Consider the following 17,329-nt stretch of genomic DNA (forward strand, 5'->3'; position numbering starts at 1 on the left):
TCGGCCGTTTCCCCAAGGACTTCCATGACCTTCGCACCCACTCGCCGCAAGGCCCTCTCGGTCGCCTTCTCGATGGCTGTTGCCGCGGCCTTCTCGGCTCCCACCGCCCAGGCACAAAGCTATCCGAGCAAGCCCATCACGATCGTCGTGGCCTATCCGGCCGGCGGCGACACCGACGTGCTGGCTCGCGTCATCGGCGACAAGCTGACCTCGCGCCTGGGGCAGCCTGTCGTGGTCGAGAACCGCACGGGCGCAGCCGGCACCATCGGCACTGCGTACGTCTCCAAGGCGCGTGCCGACGGCTACACGCTGCTGCTCGCACCCAACACCATCGCCATCACGCCACACGTGCTCAAGGGGGCCGCAGGCGCGTCCACCGATCCGGCCGCCGAGCTCACCTCCATCGTCCAGCTCGGCGGCCAATCGCTTTTCGTCGTGGCGACGGTCTCCACCGGCGTCTCCGATGTCAAGCAACTGGTCGCGAAGATCAAGGAAGGCAAGGTCAACTCCTACGCGAGCCCTGGCGCCGGCTCACCGATGCACATCCTCGGGGAACTGTTCGACAGATCCGCAGGCGTGAAGGTCACGCAGATTCCCTACCGGGGAAGTGCGCCCGCAGTGGCCGATCTGCTGGGCAACCAGGTTCCGATGATGTATTCGACGCTCGGCCCGGTGGCGCCATACGTCAAGGCGGGGAAGCTGGTGGTCCTGGGCGTCGCGGACGCCAAGCGCTCGCCCTTCCTTCCCGATGTTCCGACGCTGGCGGAGCAAGGCTACAAAGGCGCCGAGGTTGGCGCGTGGCAGGCCCTGATGGGGCCGAAGGGCATGCCCGCGGAAGTGGTTCAGTTGCTCAACCGGCACGTCAACGAAATCCTCAAGATGCCGGACGTGATCGCCCGCATGGATGCCATCGCGCTGGCTCCTGTAGGCGGCGACCCGGCCCAGCTCGCCAGGCTGGTGGCCGGCGACTATGCGCGCTACGGAAAACTGGTCGCCGAATTCGGCATCAAGGCCGATTGATCCGGCCACAGAGAAACCGACAGCGAGGCAATCCCGTCACGTGAACAGAAACGAGCACCATCCATTCGCCCTGCCGAAGCAGCCGCCCCTTCCTTTCGAAGCCGCGCAAACCTACGAGGAGACGGTGTTGGGCTGGGCGAAGAGCCAGTCGCTGCCGCCCGAGATCGCCGTGATGCGCGATTGCGCCTATGGCACTGATCCGCAACAGCGCTACGACGTCTACCACCGCGAAGGCGCGCACAACGCGCCGATCCTGGTGTTCTGGCACGGCGGCGGCTGGACCAACGGCTACAAGGAATACGTCGCCTTCATGGCGCCGATCGTGGTCAGGCTCGGCATGGTGCTGGTGACGCCCGGCTACCGGCTGGCACCGGCGCACAGGCTGCCCGCAGCCTTCGAGGACAGCCTGGCCGCCGTGGCACATGTGATCAGGCATGCCCCCGATTTCGGCGGACGTGGCGACCAGATCTATCTGGCGGGGCATTCCGCCGGCGCCCATCTGGCGGCCCTGGTGGTCTTGCGCCGCCGCGATGCCGCGCGGGCGGGTATTGCGCTTGCAGCCATTCGTGCTTGCCTCCCCATCAGCGGCATCATGGACCTGCACCACCCAGAACCTGCGGCCGCCAGCATGGAAGAGCGCATCTACACGATGGTGCTGAACGACGCGTCGGAGGACGCTCTGATGAGTCCGTTGTGCTGGACCGCGGGAAATCCCATCCCGATGTGGCTCAGCTGCGGTGATTCGGACAGCGCCCGAGTCATCCATTCGAACCGCAGGATGGCCGCCCTGCTGGCTCGGCAACCCGGGCCGAGCCGGTTGCATGTCGAACTCGGACTCGACCATTTCGCCACCCACACCGGTCTTCGCAACCCGGCAGCCCCGTGGTACGGCCGGCTCGCAAATCTCATGAAGGACAACCAGCCATGAAGGAAGTGATCGACGTCGGGCTGCCAGCCCTTGCACAGCCGTTCTCGTGGGCCGTGAAGGCCGGTGGGTTGCTGTTCACGACACATGCGGCCGTGCGCGCGGACGGCACCATCGACACCGGACCGATCGAGCAACAGGCACGCCTCACACTCGAAAACATCCAGCGCGCCGTGCTCGCCGCGGGAGGCCAAATGAGCGACGTTGCCCAGGTGCTGATCTACCTGACCGACGAGCGCGACATGCCTGCCGTAGATGCCGTCTACAGGGAGTTTTTTGCGGCGCCTTACCCCAACCGCTCCAGCGTTGTCGTCAAGGCCCTGGTCGTGCCCGGCATGCGCGTTGAAATGGTCGCCTATGCAGCGATCGCCACTTGAAAGGAAAGCCCAAATCATGCAATCTGCCTCTCACTCCCCCAGCAAGGAAACCGCCTTCGTGACAGGGGGCGCTTCGGGCATCGGACGCGCCACCGTGCAGCGCCTGGCCGCCGACGGATTTCGCGTCGTGGTCATCGACCGCAATGCACCGCAGGTCGAAAGCCTCGTGGACGAACTCACCCGCGCAGGACACGACGCCGCCGGCCATGCGATCGACGTGTGCGACCGGTCCAGCATGGCGGCCCTGCTCGATGCCGAAGCGCGTGTCGACGTCATGGTGTGCGCGGCTGGCATCGGCCCTTCGCGCGCCTTTGAGGAGATCAGCGACGATGACTTTCGCGCCGTGCTGGAGGTGAACGTGCTCGGGGTCTTCGTCGCCGCCCAGGAGGCCGTGCGTCGAATGAAGCCCGGCGGCCGCGTCGTGACCGTGTCTTCGCGCGCGGCATTGGGCGGCACCGGCTTTGCGCACTACGTCGCATCGAAGGCGGCGGTGGTGGGGTTGACCCGCGCGATGGCGATGGACCTTCGTGGCCGGCAGATCGCAGTCAACTCGATTGCGCCGGGCTTCACCGACACCGGCATGACCCGCGCCATGTCGCCCGAGCAGCACGCGGCGGCCAGTGCGCTGGAGCCAGCGGGGCGGCCGGCCGCGCCGGAAGAAATCGCCAATGCCATCGCCTTCCTGGCGTCGCCACGCACCAGCTTCATCACCGGACAGACGCTCTTCGTCGACGGTGGAAAATCGCTGGGCGGTCTCGGACTCTGAGGCCGCTTCGATGATTGTGAGAACCGCCTGCCTCGAAGGCTCCGTGAAGCCGCAGGACATCGCTCGTTTCGATGCGTTCATCACCAGCGAAGTGGTGCCGTTGATGAAGCGCTTTCCAGGGGTGCGGTCGGTGCGCGTGATGCGTGCGCAGTCGATCGAGGACGACGGGCCAAAGCTGTACATGACGTTTGAGTCGGCCTACGACACGGTCGATGCCATGGCAAATGCCTTCGCCCACCCGATCCGCCAGGTGCTGAAAAGCCGACTCGCGGAAATCATGCCGCTGTTCGACGGACGCTTGTTTCACATCACGCAATATCTGCTGGCCGATGAACCGGTCCTCTCGGATTGACGGCGCGCTTCATCCGCTCCGGCCTGCAAGCTTCATGTTGCGCAGGTACCTGGCGTGCAACGAAGGGCTTCGCACGAACATCTCCGGATGCGCGCCGGTCGCGCGCAGGTCGTCCGTGAATTTCTCGGTCATCGCGCCGCAGAGGATCAAGATGTCGTCGGCCATGCGGCGGATCGAGCACCGCCGCCCGCCAAACCTGCTCCCGGGTTTGCGGGAACAGGCGCGCCGCAGCCTTCACGCCATTCCGTACCGCAGCAACCAGTTCCAGATCACCGCCGAGCCGTTCGACATCTGAAGCGCGGCCTTCGCATAGCCCATGAGATCGGCGAGCCGCACTTCGGCGCGGATCACGACGTCATGGCGCTGCAGATCTTCTTCACGAACGTCGGCGCGGCGCCGGTCGAGTTCGTCGCGCAGCACCGTCGCGTAGGCGCGCGGGCTCTTCAGGCGCAGGAACATGATCGGCTCGACCAGCGCATCGAGTTCGGGGTCGACGAAGGTGTGGATTTCGGGGTCGCGCGACACGACCTGATCGCCGTGCGCGTCCCTGATGAGTTGCTGCGCCTCTTCGAGCGCGACCTCGTTCGCAGCGTAGATCCGGCCGCCGCGTCCTTCGCAGATGAACATGTACTGGTCGGGCCTCGAGAGCCAGTCGACCGGCCCGCGCTGGGCGAAGACGGCCAGGCCTTCGGCGCCGGGCAGCAGCGACTGGCGCAGCGGGTACTTGATGAGCGGGTCTTCAGCGAACATCTTGCAGCTTCCTTGAAATGAAGGCCGGTTGGGGGTCGGCGCGCCGGTCGGCGGGCACCACCAGCACGTCGCCCGTGGCCCAGCACAGCACGCGCTGAGCGACGCTGCCGAACAGGAAGTCGCCCAGCGGATTCGCGCGGCGTTTGCCGACCACGAGCAACTCGGCGCGTGCATGCTGCTGCTGCACCGTGGCCTGGCGTGCCGGGTCGCCGCGGCCGATCGCCGACAGCACGCGGTTGCGCCGCGCGCTCGACGAGTCGGTCAGCGAGAAGAGCCGCTCGCGCGCCTGGCGCATGCTGTCGTGGCGGTAGGTCTTGATGGCGTGATCCGACACCTCGGCATAGCGCAGCTTGCTTTCGTGCATGGTGTTGAGCGCATGGAACAGCTCCAGCGCAGCCTCGGGGTCCAGCCCGTGGGCCAGGCTCACGAGTTCGCGCGATGCGGGCGTGAAGTCGACGGCCACGAGGATGCGGCTGTAGCGCAGGCGCGTGTCCAGCCGCGTCACGAGCACGGGACAACGCACCTGTCGCAGCAAGCGCTCCACGGGCTGGCCGGTGAAAAACGCGCCCAACGAGCGGTCGCGCTCGTGGCTCAGCACCACGAGGTCGACATGGCGCGCCTCGTCGACGATCTGCGCAAGGCCACCGCCCGGTCCCGCGACCTGCTTGACCAGGACATCGAAGCGCGAGGCCATGGTGCGGGCCAGGCCCGCGAGCGCGGTGGCTGCTTCGGCGTGTGCGAGCGGTGAGAGATCCGCAGGCGCATACACCAGCTTCAGCAGCGCGCCATGTTCGGCCGCGAGCAGGGCGGCCCGTTCGATCGCGCGGTTACCGCGTGCCGACAGATCGGTGACGGCAAGAATGGATTGAAAAGAAGGCGTGCTGGATGCGACGCTGTCGCCGGGAACCACGTGTTCCCGCTGAACCTGATGATGCATGACGCACTCCAGTCGAACGCGACCCCGGATGACGGGGGCGCAGCCGCGCGGGGCGGGTGCCCGGCGGTCGATGGTTTGCGCTGAAAGAGAAGGGAAAGAGGCGGACCGCCGGGCTCAGGAATGTGCGGGTGTCTGCTGAGCCGCCACTGTCATCCACGCCCACGCAGGCGTGCAACCGCCGGGGCGGGACGTCATGGTGTGGAAAGAGGGGTGGGTGTTCATGCCAGGGAGTCTAGGCCAGACGCGCAAAGATCCGGTCAGTACCCGCACGATCCTTGCCAGATTGAACGCACTTCAAGCCAGCTTTTGTTCACGGCCGTCTTCCGGGGTGTGGCGCGCGCGCGTGTCCGACGGTCGCTCGCCGAAGCGCGTGCGGTACTGGGCCGCGAAATGACCCAGGTGCAGAAAGCCGTACTTCTGGGCCACGTCGCGCACGCCGGTGTGCGGGTGTGCGGCCTGCAGTTCCGCGCGCACGCGGTCCAGCCGCAGCTCGCGCAAGAACTCCATCGGTCCCTGGCCCGCATGCTGGCGGAACGCGAGCTGCAGGGCGCGTGCGCTGCAGCCGGCCTCGCGGCACACGTCGGCCAGCGACAGCGGCTGTTCGGCGTGCGCGGCCATGAATTCCTGCGCCTTGCGCACCGCGCGCGGCAGCAGGTGTCGCTGCGCGTCGCCAGCAAGGGCGCGCGAGTGGTTGTGGCCGGCCGACATCAGCAGGCTCGACATCAGGTACTCCTCGGCATGCTCGGCCAGGCGTCCGCCGCCCTGCAGCGCATTGCCGGCGTCGAGCGTGAGCCGCAAGTAGTCGATGAAGTGCACCAGCGGCGCGAGCGCGGGGTTGTCCAGCGGCACGCCGAGGTCGAACACCAGGTGCTGGCGCACGGGCGCCTGCAGCAGCGCCTCGAGCCGCGACAGCAGCGCCGCACGCGCGATGCGCACGATCAGGTGCGGGCTGTCGTCGGCCCAGCGCATCGACAGCAACTCGGTGGGCGAGGGCAGCGACGCGATGCGCGGCGTGGCTTCGACCTGCTGGCCGCCGCAGCGGATGTCGGCGCCGCCGCGCAACGGAATCTGGAGCAGGAAGAAGTCCTGCAGGTAACCCGGATCGATCTGCACCCCGGGGCCGTACTGCACGTAGTTGAGGCTCACGTCGCGATGCAGGCGCGCGCTGTGGTGGCAGGCGTCCAGTTCGGTGCGCGGGCGCAGCATCGTGAGCCCGTGCGGGCAGAACACGCGGGCCACGCTCTCGCGTGCCTCGTCCATGTCGTGGCTCTCGAACAGGCGGTAGCGCTGCAGCGGCAGCCGTGGGGCGGTGGCGGTTTCCATGGGAAGCGCACTGACCGTAGCAAAAACCCTTCCAGCCCACAATTCGGGCCGTCCCTTGGCACCTGGGGAAAAAACCTGCGCGACAGGGACACGTCCTGCGTTTTCGGGATCGGCCGGCGAGGCCTTGCGCTCTACCTTTGGCCCATTCGCCGAACCGGCGATTCAACCGAGGAGAGCAAGCGTCATGTTCAAGGGACTCGAAGGCAAGAGCGCCATCGTCACGGGTGGTTCGACATTGATAGGCGCCGGGGTGGTGCGCGCCTTCCACGCGGCGGGCGTGAAGGTGGTCATCGCCGACATCGACGCCGACAAGGGCCAGCCGCTGGCCGACGCACTCGGCGCCGGGGTGCGCTTCGTGCGCACCGACATCACCGACGACGCGCAGGTGAAGGCCTGCGTCGACGAGGCCGCCACCCGCCACGGCGGCGTGGACTTTCTCGTCAACCTGGCGTGCTCGTACGTGGACGACGGCTTCAAGTCGCCGCGCGCCGACTGGCTCACCTCGTTCAACGTGAACGTGGCCAGCGCCGTCGCGATGCTGCAGGCAGTGCACCCGCACATGGTCGCGGCCGGCGGCGGGGCGGTGGTCAACTTCACCAGCATCTCGTCGCGCGTGGCCCAGACCGGGCGCTGGCTCTACCCCGTGAGCAAGGCCGCGATGGCGCAGCTCACGCGCAACATGGCGATGGACCTTGCACCCGACCGCATCCGCGTGAACAGCGTCTCGCCGGGCTGGACCTGGTCGGCCGTGATGGACCAGCTCACCGGTGGTGACCGCGCGCGCACCGACCGCGTGGCTGCGCCGTATCACCTGCTGGGGCGCGTGGGCGACCCCGACGAGGTGGCGCAGGTGGTGCTGTTCCTGTGCTCCGAGCACGCGAGCTTCGTCACGGGCGCCGACTACGCGGTGGACGGCGGCTATTCCGCCATGGGCCCGGAGCAGGCCGTGCCCGCGATTCCCCGCCTGATGGAACCCTGATCGGCATCGACAGCAACATCCCCACGAGACAACCAAAGAAGGAGCAAGCCATGAAGCGAATCGCCATCGTCGGCGCGGGCCAGTCGGGCCTGCAACTGGGACTGGGCCTGCTGGACGCAGGCTACGAGGTCACCATGTACAGCAACCGTTCAGCGGACGACATCCGCCACGGCAAGGTCATGTCCAGCCAGTGCATGTTCCACACCGCGCTGCAGGTCGAGCGCGACCTGGGGCTCGACCAGTGGGGCAACGACTGCCCCACCGTCGATGGCATCGGCTTTGCCGTGCCGCACCCCGAGCAGAAGGGCGCCAAGGCCATCGAATGGGCGGCGCGGCTGAATTCGAGCGCGCAGTCGGTCGACCAGCGTGTGAAGGTGCCGGCATGGATGGCGCAGTTCCAGCAGAAGGGCGGCGAGCTGGTCTTCAAGGACGCCGGCATCGACGACCTCGAGGCCTGCACCCGCAGCCACGACCTCACGCTGGTGGCCAGCGGCAAGGGCGAGATCTCCAAGCTTTTCGAGCGCGACGCCGCCAAGTCGACCTACGACCAGCCGCAGCGCGCGCTGGCGCTCACCTACGTGAAGGGCATGCGCCCGCGCACCCCGTTCTCGGCCGTGTGCTTCAACCTCATTCCCGGCGTGGGCGAATACTTCGTGTTCCCGGCGCTCACCACCACCGGGCCGTGCGAGATCATGGTGTTCGAAGGCGTGCCTGGCGGCCCGATGGACTGCTGGGCCGACGTGAAGACGCCGCAGGAGCACCTGGCGCGCAGCAAGTGGATCCTCGACACCTTCACGCCCTGGGAGGCCGAACGCTGCGCCGACATCGAGCTCACCGACGACAACGGCATCCTCGCCGGCCGCTTCGCGCCCACGGTGCGCAAGCCGGTCGCCACGCTGCCGTCGGGCCGCAAGGTGCTCGGCATGGCCGACGTGGTGGTGCTCAACGACCCGATCACGGGGCAGGGCTCGAACAACGCGGCCAAGTGCGCCGATGCGTACCTGAAAAGCATCCTGGCGCGCGGCGAGGGCGCGGCCGATGCGCCGTGGATGCAGCAGACCTTCGACCGCTACTGGTTCGGCTACGCGCAGTGGGTCACGCGCTGGACCAACATGCTGCTCGCACCGCCGCCGCCGCATGTGCTGAACCTGCTCGGTGGCGCCGGTGCCGTGCCGCCACTGGCCAGCGCCATCGCCAACGGCTTCGACGATCCGCGCACCTTCTTCCCGTGGTTCGCCGAGCCCGAGGAGGCCGAGCGCTACATGGCCACCTGCGCCGCAGCGGCCGCATAGTGGGAGCACGCGCATGACACGACGCGTGGCCATCGTCGGCGCCGGCCAGTCCGGCATGCAGCTCGCCCTGGGCCTGTTGGCCAAGGGGTATGCCGTGACGGTGTATGCGAACCGCACCGCGCAGGAGATCGAAGGCGGCCCGGTGATGTCCAGCCAGTGCATGTTCGAGACCGCGCTGCAGACCGAGCGCGAGCTCGGGCTGGACAGCTGGGCCGACGCGTGCCCGGTCGTCGAGGGCATCGGCATGTCGGTGCGCAGCCCCGAGGGCCACCGCGCCATCGCGTGGGAAGCCAGGCTCGACGGCCCCGCGCAGTCGGTCGACCAGCGTCTGAAGATCGCCGCGTGGATGCAGCTGTTCGAGGCGCGCGGCGGCCGTCTCGTGCATCAGGACGCGGACCTCGACACGCTGGAAGATTGCGCGCGCACGCACGACCTCGTGGTCGTTGCGAGCGGCAAGGGCGAGATCTCGGCGCTGTTCCCGCGCGATGCGGCGCGTTCGCCGTTCGACCAGCCGCAGCGTGCGCTCGCGCTCACCTACGTGAAGGGCATGCGCCCGCGCGACTCTTTTTCGGCCGTGAGCTTCAACCTCATTCCGGGCGTGGGCGAGTACTTCGTGTTCCCCGCGCTCACCACCAGCGGCCCGTGCGAGATCATGGTGTTCGAAGGCGTGCCCGGCGGCCCGATGGACTGCTGGGACGACGTGAAGACGCCGCAGGAACACCTGGCGCGCAGCAAGCAGATCCTCGCGGACTTCCTGCCCTGGGAAGCCGAGCGCTGTGCGCACATCGAGCTCACCGACGACCACGGCGTGCTGCGTGGCCGCGTCACGCCCGTGGTGCGCCATCCGGTCGCCACGCTGCCTTCGGGCCGCCCGGTGTTGGGGCTTGCCGATGCGGTGGTGCTCAACGACCCGATCACGGGGCAAGGCTCGAACAACGCGGCCAAGGCGGCCGACATCTACCTCAAGCGCATCCCGGAGCACGGCGACGCGCCCTTCGACGCCGCGTGGATGCAGCAGACCTTCGACCGCTATTGGGAGGGCTACGCGCGCTGGGCCACCGACTGGACCCACAGCCTGCTCGCACCGCCCGCGCCGCACCTGCACAAGCTGCTGCAGAGCGCCACCCACATGCCCGCGGTGGCAAGCGCCGTGGTCAACGGCTTCGACGATCCGCGCAACTTCGCGCCCTGGTGGTTCGAAGCGGCCGAGGCCGACCGCTTTCTGGAAACCAAGGCGCGCGAGGCCGCGGTCGACCGCTTCGACCGGCGCGACTTCCGCAAGGCGCTCGGCCAGTTCAGCACCGGCGTCACCGTGATCACCACGCGTGCGCTCGACGGGCGCCGCGTGGGCATGACGGCCAACTCGTTTTCGTCGGTGTCGCTCGATCCGCCGCTGGTGCTGTGGAGCCTGGCGCGGCAGGCGCCCAGCGTGGCCGACTTCACCGGCGCGAGCCACTTCGCGATCAACGTGCTGGCCGCGCCGCAGCATCATCTGTCGCGCCAGTTCTCGACGCCGCAGGCCGACAAGTTCGGCGGCGTCGATTGCTGCGAAGGCACGGCCGGCGTGCCGCTGCTCAACGGCGTGCTCGCGCGCTTCGTGTGCCGCAACGTGCGACAGTACGACGGCGGCGACCACCTGATCTTCATCGGCGAGGTCGAAGGCTACGAGCGCTTCGACGGCGAGCCGCTGGTTTTTCACTCGGGCTACTACCAGGTCACGACGCGCCATCCGGAATGCGTACAGTGAGCCCCTGGTTCCCCACGTCCACCTTTGAGCATTGAACGGAGTCACACACCCATGCAGAACAAGGCATCCACCTCCTCGTCGCAAGACATCCGCGTCCAGGCTGCCGACGGCAGCGGCAGCTTCGGCGCCTACCTCGCCTTGCCGCGCGGCGGCACCGGCCCGGGCCTGGTGCTCGCGCAGGAAATCTTCGGCGTCAACAAGACCATGCGCGACGTGGCCGACTACTACGCCGAGGAAGGCTACGTGGTGCTCGTGCCCGACCTGTTCTGGCGCCAGCAGCCCGACGTGCAGCTGGGCTACACGCCCGACGACTGGCAGCGCGCCTTCGCGCTGTACCAGGGCTTCGACGAAGCGCTCGGCATGCAGGACATGCAGGCCGCGATCACCGCGCTGCGCCAGCGCCCCGAGGTGCCCGGTGGCAAGGTCGGCGTGCTCGGTTTCTGCCTGGGTGGCAAGCTCGCCTACCTCGCCGCCTGCCGCACCGACGCGGACGTGGCGGTGGGCTACTACGGCGTGGGCATCGACGCCGCGCTCGACGAGGCCGATCGCATCCGCTGCAAGCTGGCGCTGCACGTGGCCGAACTCGACGGCTTCTGCCCGCCCGAGGCGCGCGACCGCATCGTGCAGACGCTGCGCGGCCGGCCGAACGTCGAAGTGCATGTGTACCCCGGCGTCGACCACGCGTTCGCGCGTGTCGGCGGCGAACACTTTCATCGCGCCTCGGCGCTCATGGCGCACGAGCGCAGCGTGGCCGCGCTGAAGTCGGCCATCGGCCCGAACTACGACCTGGCGGCGCTGTGGGACAAGCACTGCGAGTACGAGTTCGGCACCCGCAACGTCGACGACACCATGGGCACGATGGTGGCCGAGCCCTACGTGAACCACATCCCGACCATGACCGGCGGCGTGGGCTACAAGAACCTGCACGCGTTCTATACGAACCACTTCGTGAACAGCAACCCGCCCGACACCTCGCTGGTGCCGATCTCGCGCACCGTGGGCGCGACGCAGGTGGTCGACGAGATGCTGTTCTGCTTCACCCACACCACCGAGATCCCGTGGATGCTGCCCGGCGTGGCGCCCACCGGAAAGCGCGTGGAGATCCCGCTGCTCGCGGTCATCAAGTTCCGCGGCGACAGGCTCTACCACGAGCACATCTACTGGGACCAGGCGAGCGTGCTGGTGCAGGTGGGCCTGCTCGACGCGGCGCTGCTGCCGGTAGCGGGTGTGGAAACCGCGCGCAAGCTGCTCGACGAGACGCTGCCGTCGAACACGCTGCTGACGCGCACTTGATACGCGTTTGATGCGTCCGCGCGGCTCAGACGCCGCGCGCGACGCGAGGGGCTGCTCAGACGGTCATGCCTTGTTCGACGTCGAGCGTCTTGCGGCGCGCCAGCGCCAGGTTCGACTTGGTCTTGTCCAGCACCAGGTAGACGAACAGGCCTTCCTTCTTCTGCATCGGGCGAATGATGTGGTACTGCTTGCCGAGCGTGATCAGCATGTCTTCGATGGTGTCGTTCAGGCCCAGGTCGCGCATCGTGCGCAGCTTGGCACGGACCACTTCGGTGTTGCCCGCGGCGGCCACTTCAAGGTCGACGCCCGAACCGACCTGGCCGAGGATCATGCCGCTGCTCGAGTCGACCAGCGCCGCGCACAGCGCGCCGTCGCAGGTCATCAGTTCGTCCATGGATTGCTTGATATTTGCCATCGAAATCTTTCCTAGTCCTCGCCCCTGAAAGTCGATGGCCGCCCGGGCGAAGGGGATGGGCGGCCACCGGTGGTGTCGAATGGGTATGCGCCGGTGCCCGGCGTCAGGCGTGCTGCAGCAGCTGCGTCGCCTGTTTCGCGAAGTAGAGGACCTGGCCGATGATGGCGTCGCGGCTGGTGACCACGCTCACGATCAGCGTCATCTCGGGATGGCGCGCCTGCAGCATCAGGATGTGGCCGTTCGCGGCCTCGATGGTCACGTTGTCGCAATGGCCGAGCTGGCTTTCCTCGCCGGCCACGGCGCCCAGCGCGGCCAGCGAACTGGCAATGGCCGACAGGCGCGCGACCTGTGCGGTGTTCTCGACGCGCGCGGCCAGCTCGAGGCCGTCCTCGGTCGAGATCACCACGGCCTTCACGCCCTTGATTTCCCGCATCAGGGTGTCGATGGCCGATTCCGCTGCCAGCCTGATTCTTGGAGTGATGTTCATTGCTGCCTGAATGGAAGAAAAGGAGAAGAAAAGGGGCGCGCCGCGTCGTCAGACCTCGAGCTGGAGCAGGAGCAGCTCCAGCAGCTGCACGACCTGCTGCGGATCGGTCACGTTGGCCGGCAGGACCGGGCATACGACGCCCTTGGCTTCCATGCGTCGCGCGTAGGCGTCGAGGCCGGGGCTCGGGTGGTTTTCCATGCGGCCCACCGCGACCACGCAGGCGGTCTGCGCGATGAGTTCGGCAAAGCCGTCCAGATAGATGTCGAGGTCGGCCAGCGGGTCGGGGCGGCTGTTGTCCACGAGGATCACCACGCCGAGCGCGCCGCGTCCCAGGATGCGCCACATGAAGTCGAAGCGCATCTGGCCGGGCGTGCCGTACAGGCGCAGCTTTTCGCCGTTGTCGAGCGTGAGTTCTCCGTAGTCCAGCCCGACCGTGGTGGTGGCCTTGGCGACCGAGGTGTCGCTGTTGCGCACGTCGGTGCTCACGGGCGGGATCTCGCTCACGCCGGCGATGGCCGTGGTTTTGCCGGCGCCCATGGTGCCGGTGAAGAGGATCTTGTGTTCTACGGTCATTGAGGGCCTGACGGCTGCAAGCCGAGTCGGTTCCGGATGCGTGCAAGCAGGCCGGGCTGCACGGTGTCGCGTGTCGGTGACGGGAAGCGGCTGTCGGGAAAGACGCTGTCGGGCGCAGAGGCGGTCACAAGAACGCCGGGGCTGGCGGCGCGTTCGAGCAGGCCCGCACGCTGCAGGTCGGCCAGGAAGTCCGCGCATTCCTGGCGTGTGGCGGGTGAGCGCTGCTGCAGCGACAGCACCGACGCCGGCCGGTTGGACATCAACGTGGCCAACCGCAGGCGGATCGGCGCTTCGAGCACCGCCGCGGGCGGCCAGCGCAGCATGCGGAATTCTTCGTGCTCGCCGATCGGCACCTCGGTCACGGCCAGCCCCAGGCCGCGGGCGTGGACCACCATCGCGCCGAGGCGGTTGAGCGCCACTTCCAGCGCATCGGTGTGCAGCGGCAGGGCCAGGAAAGGGCCGCGCTGCGGATCGGCATGGGCGACGGTCAGCGTGGGCACGGCCGGATGGGGCGGGGGCGACGCGAGCGCGACCTGGTCCCCAACGACCCGCAGATCGGCCTGCTCGGCCTTCCATGACCAGTTCTGGTGGGTCCGGTGATCGAGCAGCCGGATCAGCGACTTGAGCAGCACTTCTTCGCGGTGCGGCAGCCCCTCGACGCTGTAGCTCAGCAAGGCGCGTTGACTTTTGGGAACGGTGTTAGCGGCGGGCATGGTCCCTCCGGACGAGGCAGTCCAGGAATCGATCGCTGAAGCGATGTGTGTTGAACCGCGTCGAAAGCACCGAATCAGGGCGGTATCGCCGTTCTATTTGCAACTTGAGAACTCACTGAAGAAAGTTGGGCGGGGTGCTGATCCCATGCCGTCTCAGAGAACTAAAGCTTTCTGTCTAAGGTGTTATGTGAAAATATAACAGTTGTTTCAAATAAAAACACAAGATTACGAACAACTGTTTTCGGTAGGTCGCGGACGCGACAACGCCTCGCGTGCCGCAGCGCGGCGCGCGAGATTTCAGGGGCGTGTTGAAAGAGGCGGGCGCGAGAAAAGGCACCCGCCGGGCGTCAGTGCCCCAGCTGTGCCTGCAGCTTGGCCACTTGCAGGCGCAGGTTCGCGTTCTCGGCCGTGAGTTCGGCCACGCGCTGTTCCAGTTGCTGGACAGCGTCGAGCGCCGGTTCGGCGCCGTCTTCGGTCTCGGGCGCGGCCTCGCGCGGCTTGCGCTTGGCTTCGCGCACGCGCTTGGCGGCCTGCTTGAGTTCGTCCTTGCCGGCGTTGGCGGCCGACACCTGCTCTTCGGCGGGCAGGGTAGCGACGGCGGCGGCTGTGTTGATCGAGATCACGCCCGACTTCACCGCTGCCACCAGCTCGGGCGCGGCCTGCTTCTGGATCTTCTCGATCATCCCGACCTGGCTGCTGCTCAGCCGCGCGGCGCGGGCGATGGCCTCGCGGCTGTTCAGCGGCACGGGCGGCGGCAGGGCCTCTTCGGGCGCGGCGGAAACGCTCGACGCCGGCGCGTCATCGACATCGAAGGGCGGGTCGTCCGCCGTCGTCGGGGTGGTGGCGGTGCTGCGGGCGCGGCGCTCGTCCACGATGTCCTTCTTGCGCAATGCGAGCACGCCGCGCAGGTAGTCCGAGATGCTGCGGCGGCCCAGGTGCTGGTCGATCATCCACAGGTGCACGTCCTGCAGCGTCTTGAAGCGCGTGTTCTGCACGGTCTGGAAGGGCAGGCCGTGCTTCTGGCAGATGCCGTAGCGGTTGTGGCCGTCCACCAGCACGTCGCCCCACAGCACCAGCGCGTCGCGGCAGCCTTCGGTGAGGATGCTGCGTTCGAGGGCTTCGTACTCCTCCGGCGTCAAGGGATCGATATAGGCTTTGAGTTCTTCGTTGACGACGATGTTCATGGGTACGGGAGCGGGGAAAGGGGCGAAATTTTAGATGCCCGCACTGGTGCGGGTCGTGCGCACCGCGAGCGGCCGGTCCCATTGCAGGGGCGCGATCTGGCGACTGACGATGCGCGTGGTGGCCGAAGCCGCAGGAGCCGGCGCGGCGCACAGGGCCACGAGGTGCTTCGGCGAAGGGCGCAGTTGCCAGAAATTCCAGCGCTGCGCGGCGTCGCCGCCCATGTGCGAATCGGCGAGCGCGAAGCCGATCGTGCCGGGATCGTCCAGTGCAAAGCCGAAGCTGTCGAGTGGTATCTGCAGGCCAAGGCCACGCGCCTTGATATAGCTTTCCTTCAGCGTCCACAACTCGAAGAAGCGCTCTGCCTGATGCGTCGATGGCAAGGCGCACAGACCCTGCGCTTCGGCTGGCGAGAAGCAGTGACTGGCAGCGTCGAGCGCCGCCTTGCGTTCAATGTTCTCGGTGTCAACGCCCAGCTCGATATCGCGCGCAACGGCCAGCACGACGAGCCCGTCGGCGTGGCTCAGGTTGAAGTTCAGCCCGACCGCTTTACGCACATCGGGCGTGTCGATGCGAGGCCGCCCGAAAGCGTTGCTTGCGAACTGCCAGGCGTGCGGCGCCACTGGCGCATAGCGCGACAGCACCGAGCGCACCAGCGTTCGCGTCAGCAAGTGGCGATACCGGTCGCGTGCGAAGTGAAAGCGCTCCTGTTTCGACAACTCATCCGTACTGAGCAAAGCACGGCAGGCCGCCGTCAGCTCGGGCGTGCCGGCATCGCCGTGAAAGCAGAACCAGAGGTGAATGTCTCCAGGGGGCAGCGAGATGAGTGAAGCGTCGCTTGGCATGAAGGGGCCACAGCTTAGAGGCGATGACGGGCGATCGAGAGCTGCGCGCAGCTTTTTCCATGAAAAATGATGTGTCCTGAAGTGGACTATCATCGCCATCCCCCTCATGGGCAATGCCGGGCTCCGCGTTGATGCAGAGCTTGCGCGCCATGCGATTCGCTGCACGAATTTTCGCGGGGATTCCCATCACTCGATTCGAACGATGGCCCGGAAGGTCATCACGGTGACTTGAGATTTATGTATGAATAGGAATGATTCTTATTTGTATTTATGCATAAAAAGTAGTAATCCGCTTGCGGCCCCTTTGGCTCGCTCACAGGAGGAAGAGGTGTTGAACATGCCAGTGAATTCGTCCGATCCTTCGCTCGGAGAAGTCTTCATCGCCCATCGCATGCAGCTTTGGCGTGTCGCCCGCAAGATCGTCAACACGGCGGATCTGGCCGACGACGTGGTGCAGGACGCCTACCTGAAGATCGTCGACGGCCCCTGCGTGCGGCATGCCGACCGGCCCATCGGCTACTGCTGCCAGGTGGTGCGCAACATGGCGCTGGACTACTGCCGCCGCCACCGTGTCGAGGCCAGCTACCGCACCTTCGATGTCGACGTCGAGCTTCTGGATGTGCCGGCCGTCGGCACGCCGGATCGCATGATGTGCGAGCGCCAGGTCATCACCGCCATCGACCAGGTGCTTTCCGGGCTCGCGCCGAAAACGCGCCTCGTGTTCGAACTCTATCGGCTGGAAGGCCTGACGCAGCGAGAGATCGCGGCGCGCCTGGGCTGCGCGCTGGGGCTGGTGAATGGTCTGATCGCCGAGGCCGCCACGGCCATCAAGTCGTGCGGCCACTTGCTGCTCGAGAGCGGTTCGCGCTAGAGGCCGTGTCCCGACGGTGGGAAGGGCATGTCCGTTTCCCATGAGAATGCGCGCTGTACGCAGTGACTGGCGCTCGAGATCCGGCCTGCACGGGCAACGCGAACGGCCTTCAAGAAATGACACAGGAAAAAGACGATCTCCTCTGGGACACCGCATGGGATTGGGTACAGCGCGAGCACGACCGCGAGAATTTCGATGACGCAGCGCGCGCCGAAATGACCGCCTGGCTCCTGGCCGAGCCCTCGCACCGCCGTGCCTACGACAAGGCCGCGCAACTCTGGCTGCTCGCAGGCTTCGTGCCGCCGGTCAACGATTTCGGTGACGGCGACGAATCGCCCGACACCGGCAAGTAAGCCAGCCAGCCAACCGCATCTCTTTGCCAACGCGCGCCGTGCCGTGCGTTCCCGCCATGGCCCCGCCAGCCCACCTCGGCGGATGCAGCCATCTCCCCCGCCAATGCTCCCTCGTGAAATGAACAGATT

The 17,329-nt window shown here is 67.0% G+C and carries 21 protein-coding genes and 1 pseudogene; 12 read left to right on the top strand and 10 right to left on the bottom strand.

The features are described from left to right. Positions 1 to 24: 24 nt before the first annotated feature. The 5 genes from ASD34_RS15030 to ASD34_RS15050 are packed head-to-tail and all read left to right on the top strand — an operon-like array spanning position 25 to position 3,440. A complete protein-coding gene (locus ASD34_RS15030) occupies positions 25 to 1,020 on the top strand; it encodes a Bug family tripartite tricarboxylate transporter substrate binding protein (RefSeq protein WP_056578893.1) in 996 nt (331 codons plus the stop codon). Between the two features lie 40 nt (positions 1,021 to 1,060). After that, a complete protein-coding gene (locus ASD34_RS15035; RefSeq protein ID WP_056578897.1) occupies positions 1,061 to 1,948 on the top strand; it encodes an alpha/beta hydrolase in 888 nt (295 codons plus the stop codon). Next, positions 1,945 to 2,322, top strand: coding sequence for a RidA family protein (locus ASD34_RS15040; protein WP_056578900.1), 378 nt, complete (start codon positions 1,945 to 1,947; stop codon positions 2,320 to 2,322). The genes ASD34_RS15035 and ASD34_RS15040 overlap by 4 nt, the downstream gene beginning before the upstream one ends. Before the next feature lie 16 nt (positions 2,323 to 2,338). Beyond that, complete coding sequence (locus tag ASD34_RS15045; protein WP_056578904.1) at positions 2,339 to 3,088, top strand: SDR family NAD(P)-dependent oxidoreductase; 750 nt, start codon at positions 2,339 to 2,341, stop codon at positions 3,086 to 3,088. A gap of 10 nt (positions 3,089 to 3,098) precedes the next feature. After that, positions 3,099 to 3,440: a hypothetical protein gene (locus tag ASD34_RS15050; protein WP_056578907.1), complete on the top strand. Its 342-nt coding sequence runs from the start codon at positions 3,099 to 3,101 to the stop codon at positions 3,438 to 3,440. A gap of 9 nt (positions 3,441 to 3,449) precedes the next feature. Here ASD34_RS15050 and ASD34_RS27530 read toward each other — a convergent pair whose 3' ends face one another. From ASD34_RS27530 to ASD34_RS15065, 4 genes are all read right to left on the bottom strand, one after another. Next, on the bottom strand, positions 3,450 to 3,605 hold the full coding sequence (locus ASD34_RS27530; RefSeq protein ID WP_157609691.1) for a hypothetical protein: 156 nt from the start codon (positions 3,603 to 3,605) through the stop codon (positions 3,450 to 3,452). Between the two features lie 69 nt (positions 3,606 to 3,674). After that, positions 3,675 to 4,190, bottom strand: a complete 516-nt coding sequence (locus ASD34_RS15055; protein WP_056578910.1) for a hypothetical protein — start codon at positions 4,188 to 4,190, stop codon at positions 3,675 to 3,677. Continuing rightward, entirely contained in the window at positions 4,180 to 5,127 is a 948-nt protein-coding gene (locus ASD34_RS15060; protein ID WP_056578912.1) for a universal stress protein, read from the bottom strand. Before ASD34_RS15060 ends, ASD34_RS15055 begins: the two co-directional genes overlap by 11 nt. Positions 5,128 to 5,421: 294 nt before the next feature. Continuing rightward, on the bottom strand, positions 5,422 to 6,450 hold the full coding sequence (locus ASD34_RS15065) for an AraC family transcriptional regulator (RefSeq protein ID WP_056578915.1): 1,029 nt from the start codon (positions 6,448 to 6,450) through the stop codon (positions 5,422 to 5,424). Positions 6,451 to 6,634: 184 nt separating this feature from the next. Here ASD34_RS15065 and ASD34_RS15070 point away from each other — a divergent pair, with 184 nt between their 5' ends. The 5 genes and pseudogenes from ASD34_RS15070 (at position 6,635) to ASD34_RS15085 (ending at position 11,761) form a co-directional block, all read left to right on the top strand. Continuing rightward, positions 6,635 to 7,429, top strand: a complete 795-nt coding sequence (locus ASD34_RS15070; protein WP_056578917.1) for an SDR family oxidoreductase — start codon at positions 6,635 to 6,637, stop codon at positions 7,427 to 7,429. A gap of 50 nt (positions 7,430 to 7,479) precedes the next feature. Next, positions 7,480 to 8,721, top strand: coding sequence for a styrene monooxygenase/indole monooxygenase family protein (locus tag ASD34_RS15075; RefSeq protein WP_056578920.1), 1,242 nt, complete (start codon positions 7,480 to 7,482; stop codon positions 8,719 to 8,721). Between the two features lie 13 nt (positions 8,722 to 8,734). Beyond that, positions 8,735 to 9,970 (top strand): annotated as a pseudogene (locus ASD34_RS28545) (styrene monooxygenase/indole monooxygenase family protein); the annotation flags it as partial. Then, complete coding sequence (locus ASD34_RS28265; RefSeq protein ID WP_235510172.1) at positions 9,944 to 10,468, top strand: flavin reductase family protein; 525 nt, start codon at positions 9,944 to 9,946, stop codon at positions 10,466 to 10,468. The pseudogene ASD34_RS28545 and the gene ASD34_RS28265, both read left to right, overlap by 27 nt. A gap of 51 nt (positions 10,469 to 10,519) precedes the next feature. Next, entirely contained in the window at positions 10,520 to 11,761 is a 1,242-nt protein-coding gene (locus tag ASD34_RS15085; RefSeq protein WP_056578926.1) for a dienelactone hydrolase family protein, read from the top strand. A 55-nt stretch (positions 11,762 to 11,816) separates the two neighbouring features. Here the strand turns inward: ASD34_RS15085 and ASD34_RS15090 are convergent, their stop codons facing one another. The 6 genes from ASD34_RS15090 to ASD34_RS15115 all read right to left on the bottom strand — a co-directional run bounded on the left by ASD34_RS15090 (position 11,817) and on the right by ASD34_RS15115 (position 15,976). After that, entirely contained in the window at positions 11,817 to 12,176 is a 360-nt protein-coding gene (locus ASD34_RS15090; protein WP_056578929.1) for a hypothetical protein, read from the bottom strand. 103 nt (positions 12,177 to 12,279) lie between these two features. Beyond that, on the bottom strand, positions 12,280 to 12,663 hold the full coding sequence (locus tag ASD34_RS15095) for a roadblock/LC7 domain-containing protein (RefSeq protein ID WP_056578932.1): 384 nt from the start codon (positions 12,661 to 12,663) through the stop codon (positions 12,280 to 12,282). Positions 12,664 to 12,711: 48 nt separating this feature from the next. After that, positions 12,712 to 13,236 carry a GTP-binding protein gene (locus ASD34_RS15100; protein ID WP_056578935.1) on the bottom strand — a complete coding sequence of 175 codons (525 nt, stop codon included), beginning with the start codon at positions 13,234 to 13,236 and terminating at the stop codon, positions 12,712 to 12,714. Continuing rightward, positions 13,233 to 13,949 carry a hypothetical protein gene (locus ASD34_RS15105; RefSeq protein WP_082548714.1) on the bottom strand — a complete coding sequence of 239 codons (717 nt, stop codon included), beginning with the start codon at positions 13,947 to 13,949 and terminating at the stop codon, positions 13,233 to 13,235. Before ASD34_RS15105 ends, ASD34_RS15100 begins: the two co-directional genes overlap by 4 nt. A 347-nt stretch (positions 13,950 to 14,296) precedes the next feature. Continuing rightward, positions 14,297 to 15,133, bottom strand: coding sequence for a hypothetical protein (locus ASD34_RS15110; RefSeq protein WP_056578942.1), 837 nt, complete (start codon positions 15,131 to 15,133; stop codon positions 14,297 to 14,299). A 30-nt stretch (positions 15,134 to 15,163) separates the two neighbouring features. Then, entirely contained in the window at positions 15,164 to 15,976 is an 813-nt protein-coding gene (locus ASD34_RS15115; protein WP_157609692.1) for a 4'-phosphopantetheinyl transferase family protein, read from the bottom strand. A gap of 337 nt (positions 15,977 to 16,313) precedes the next feature. On the opposite strand from ASD34_RS15115, the gene ASD34_RS15120 reads away from it, so the two are divergent. Together ASD34_RS15120 and ASD34_RS28270 are read left to right on the top strand one after the other, a co-directional pair. Next, the gene (locus ASD34_RS15120) at positions 16,314 to 16,847 is read left to right on the top strand and encodes a sigma-70 family RNA polymerase sigma factor (protein WP_200937615.1); all 534 of its coding nucleotides are present in this window, start codon (positions 16,314 to 16,316) and stop codon (positions 16,845 to 16,847) included. Between the two features lie 215 nt (positions 16,848 to 17,062). Continuing rightward, positions 17,063 to 17,200 (top strand): hypothetical protein, encoded by a 138-nt coding sequence (locus tag ASD34_RS28270; protein ID WP_235510078.1) that lies wholly within the window; start codon positions 17,063 to 17,065, stop codon positions 17,198 to 17,200. Positions 17,201 to 17,329 lie beyond the last annotated feature (129 nt).

It is taken from the genome of Variovorax sp. Root473 (genome assembly GCF_001426505.1).
GTDB lineage: Bacteria > Pseudomonadota > Gammaproteobacteria > Burkholderiales > Burkholderiaceae_C > Variovorax.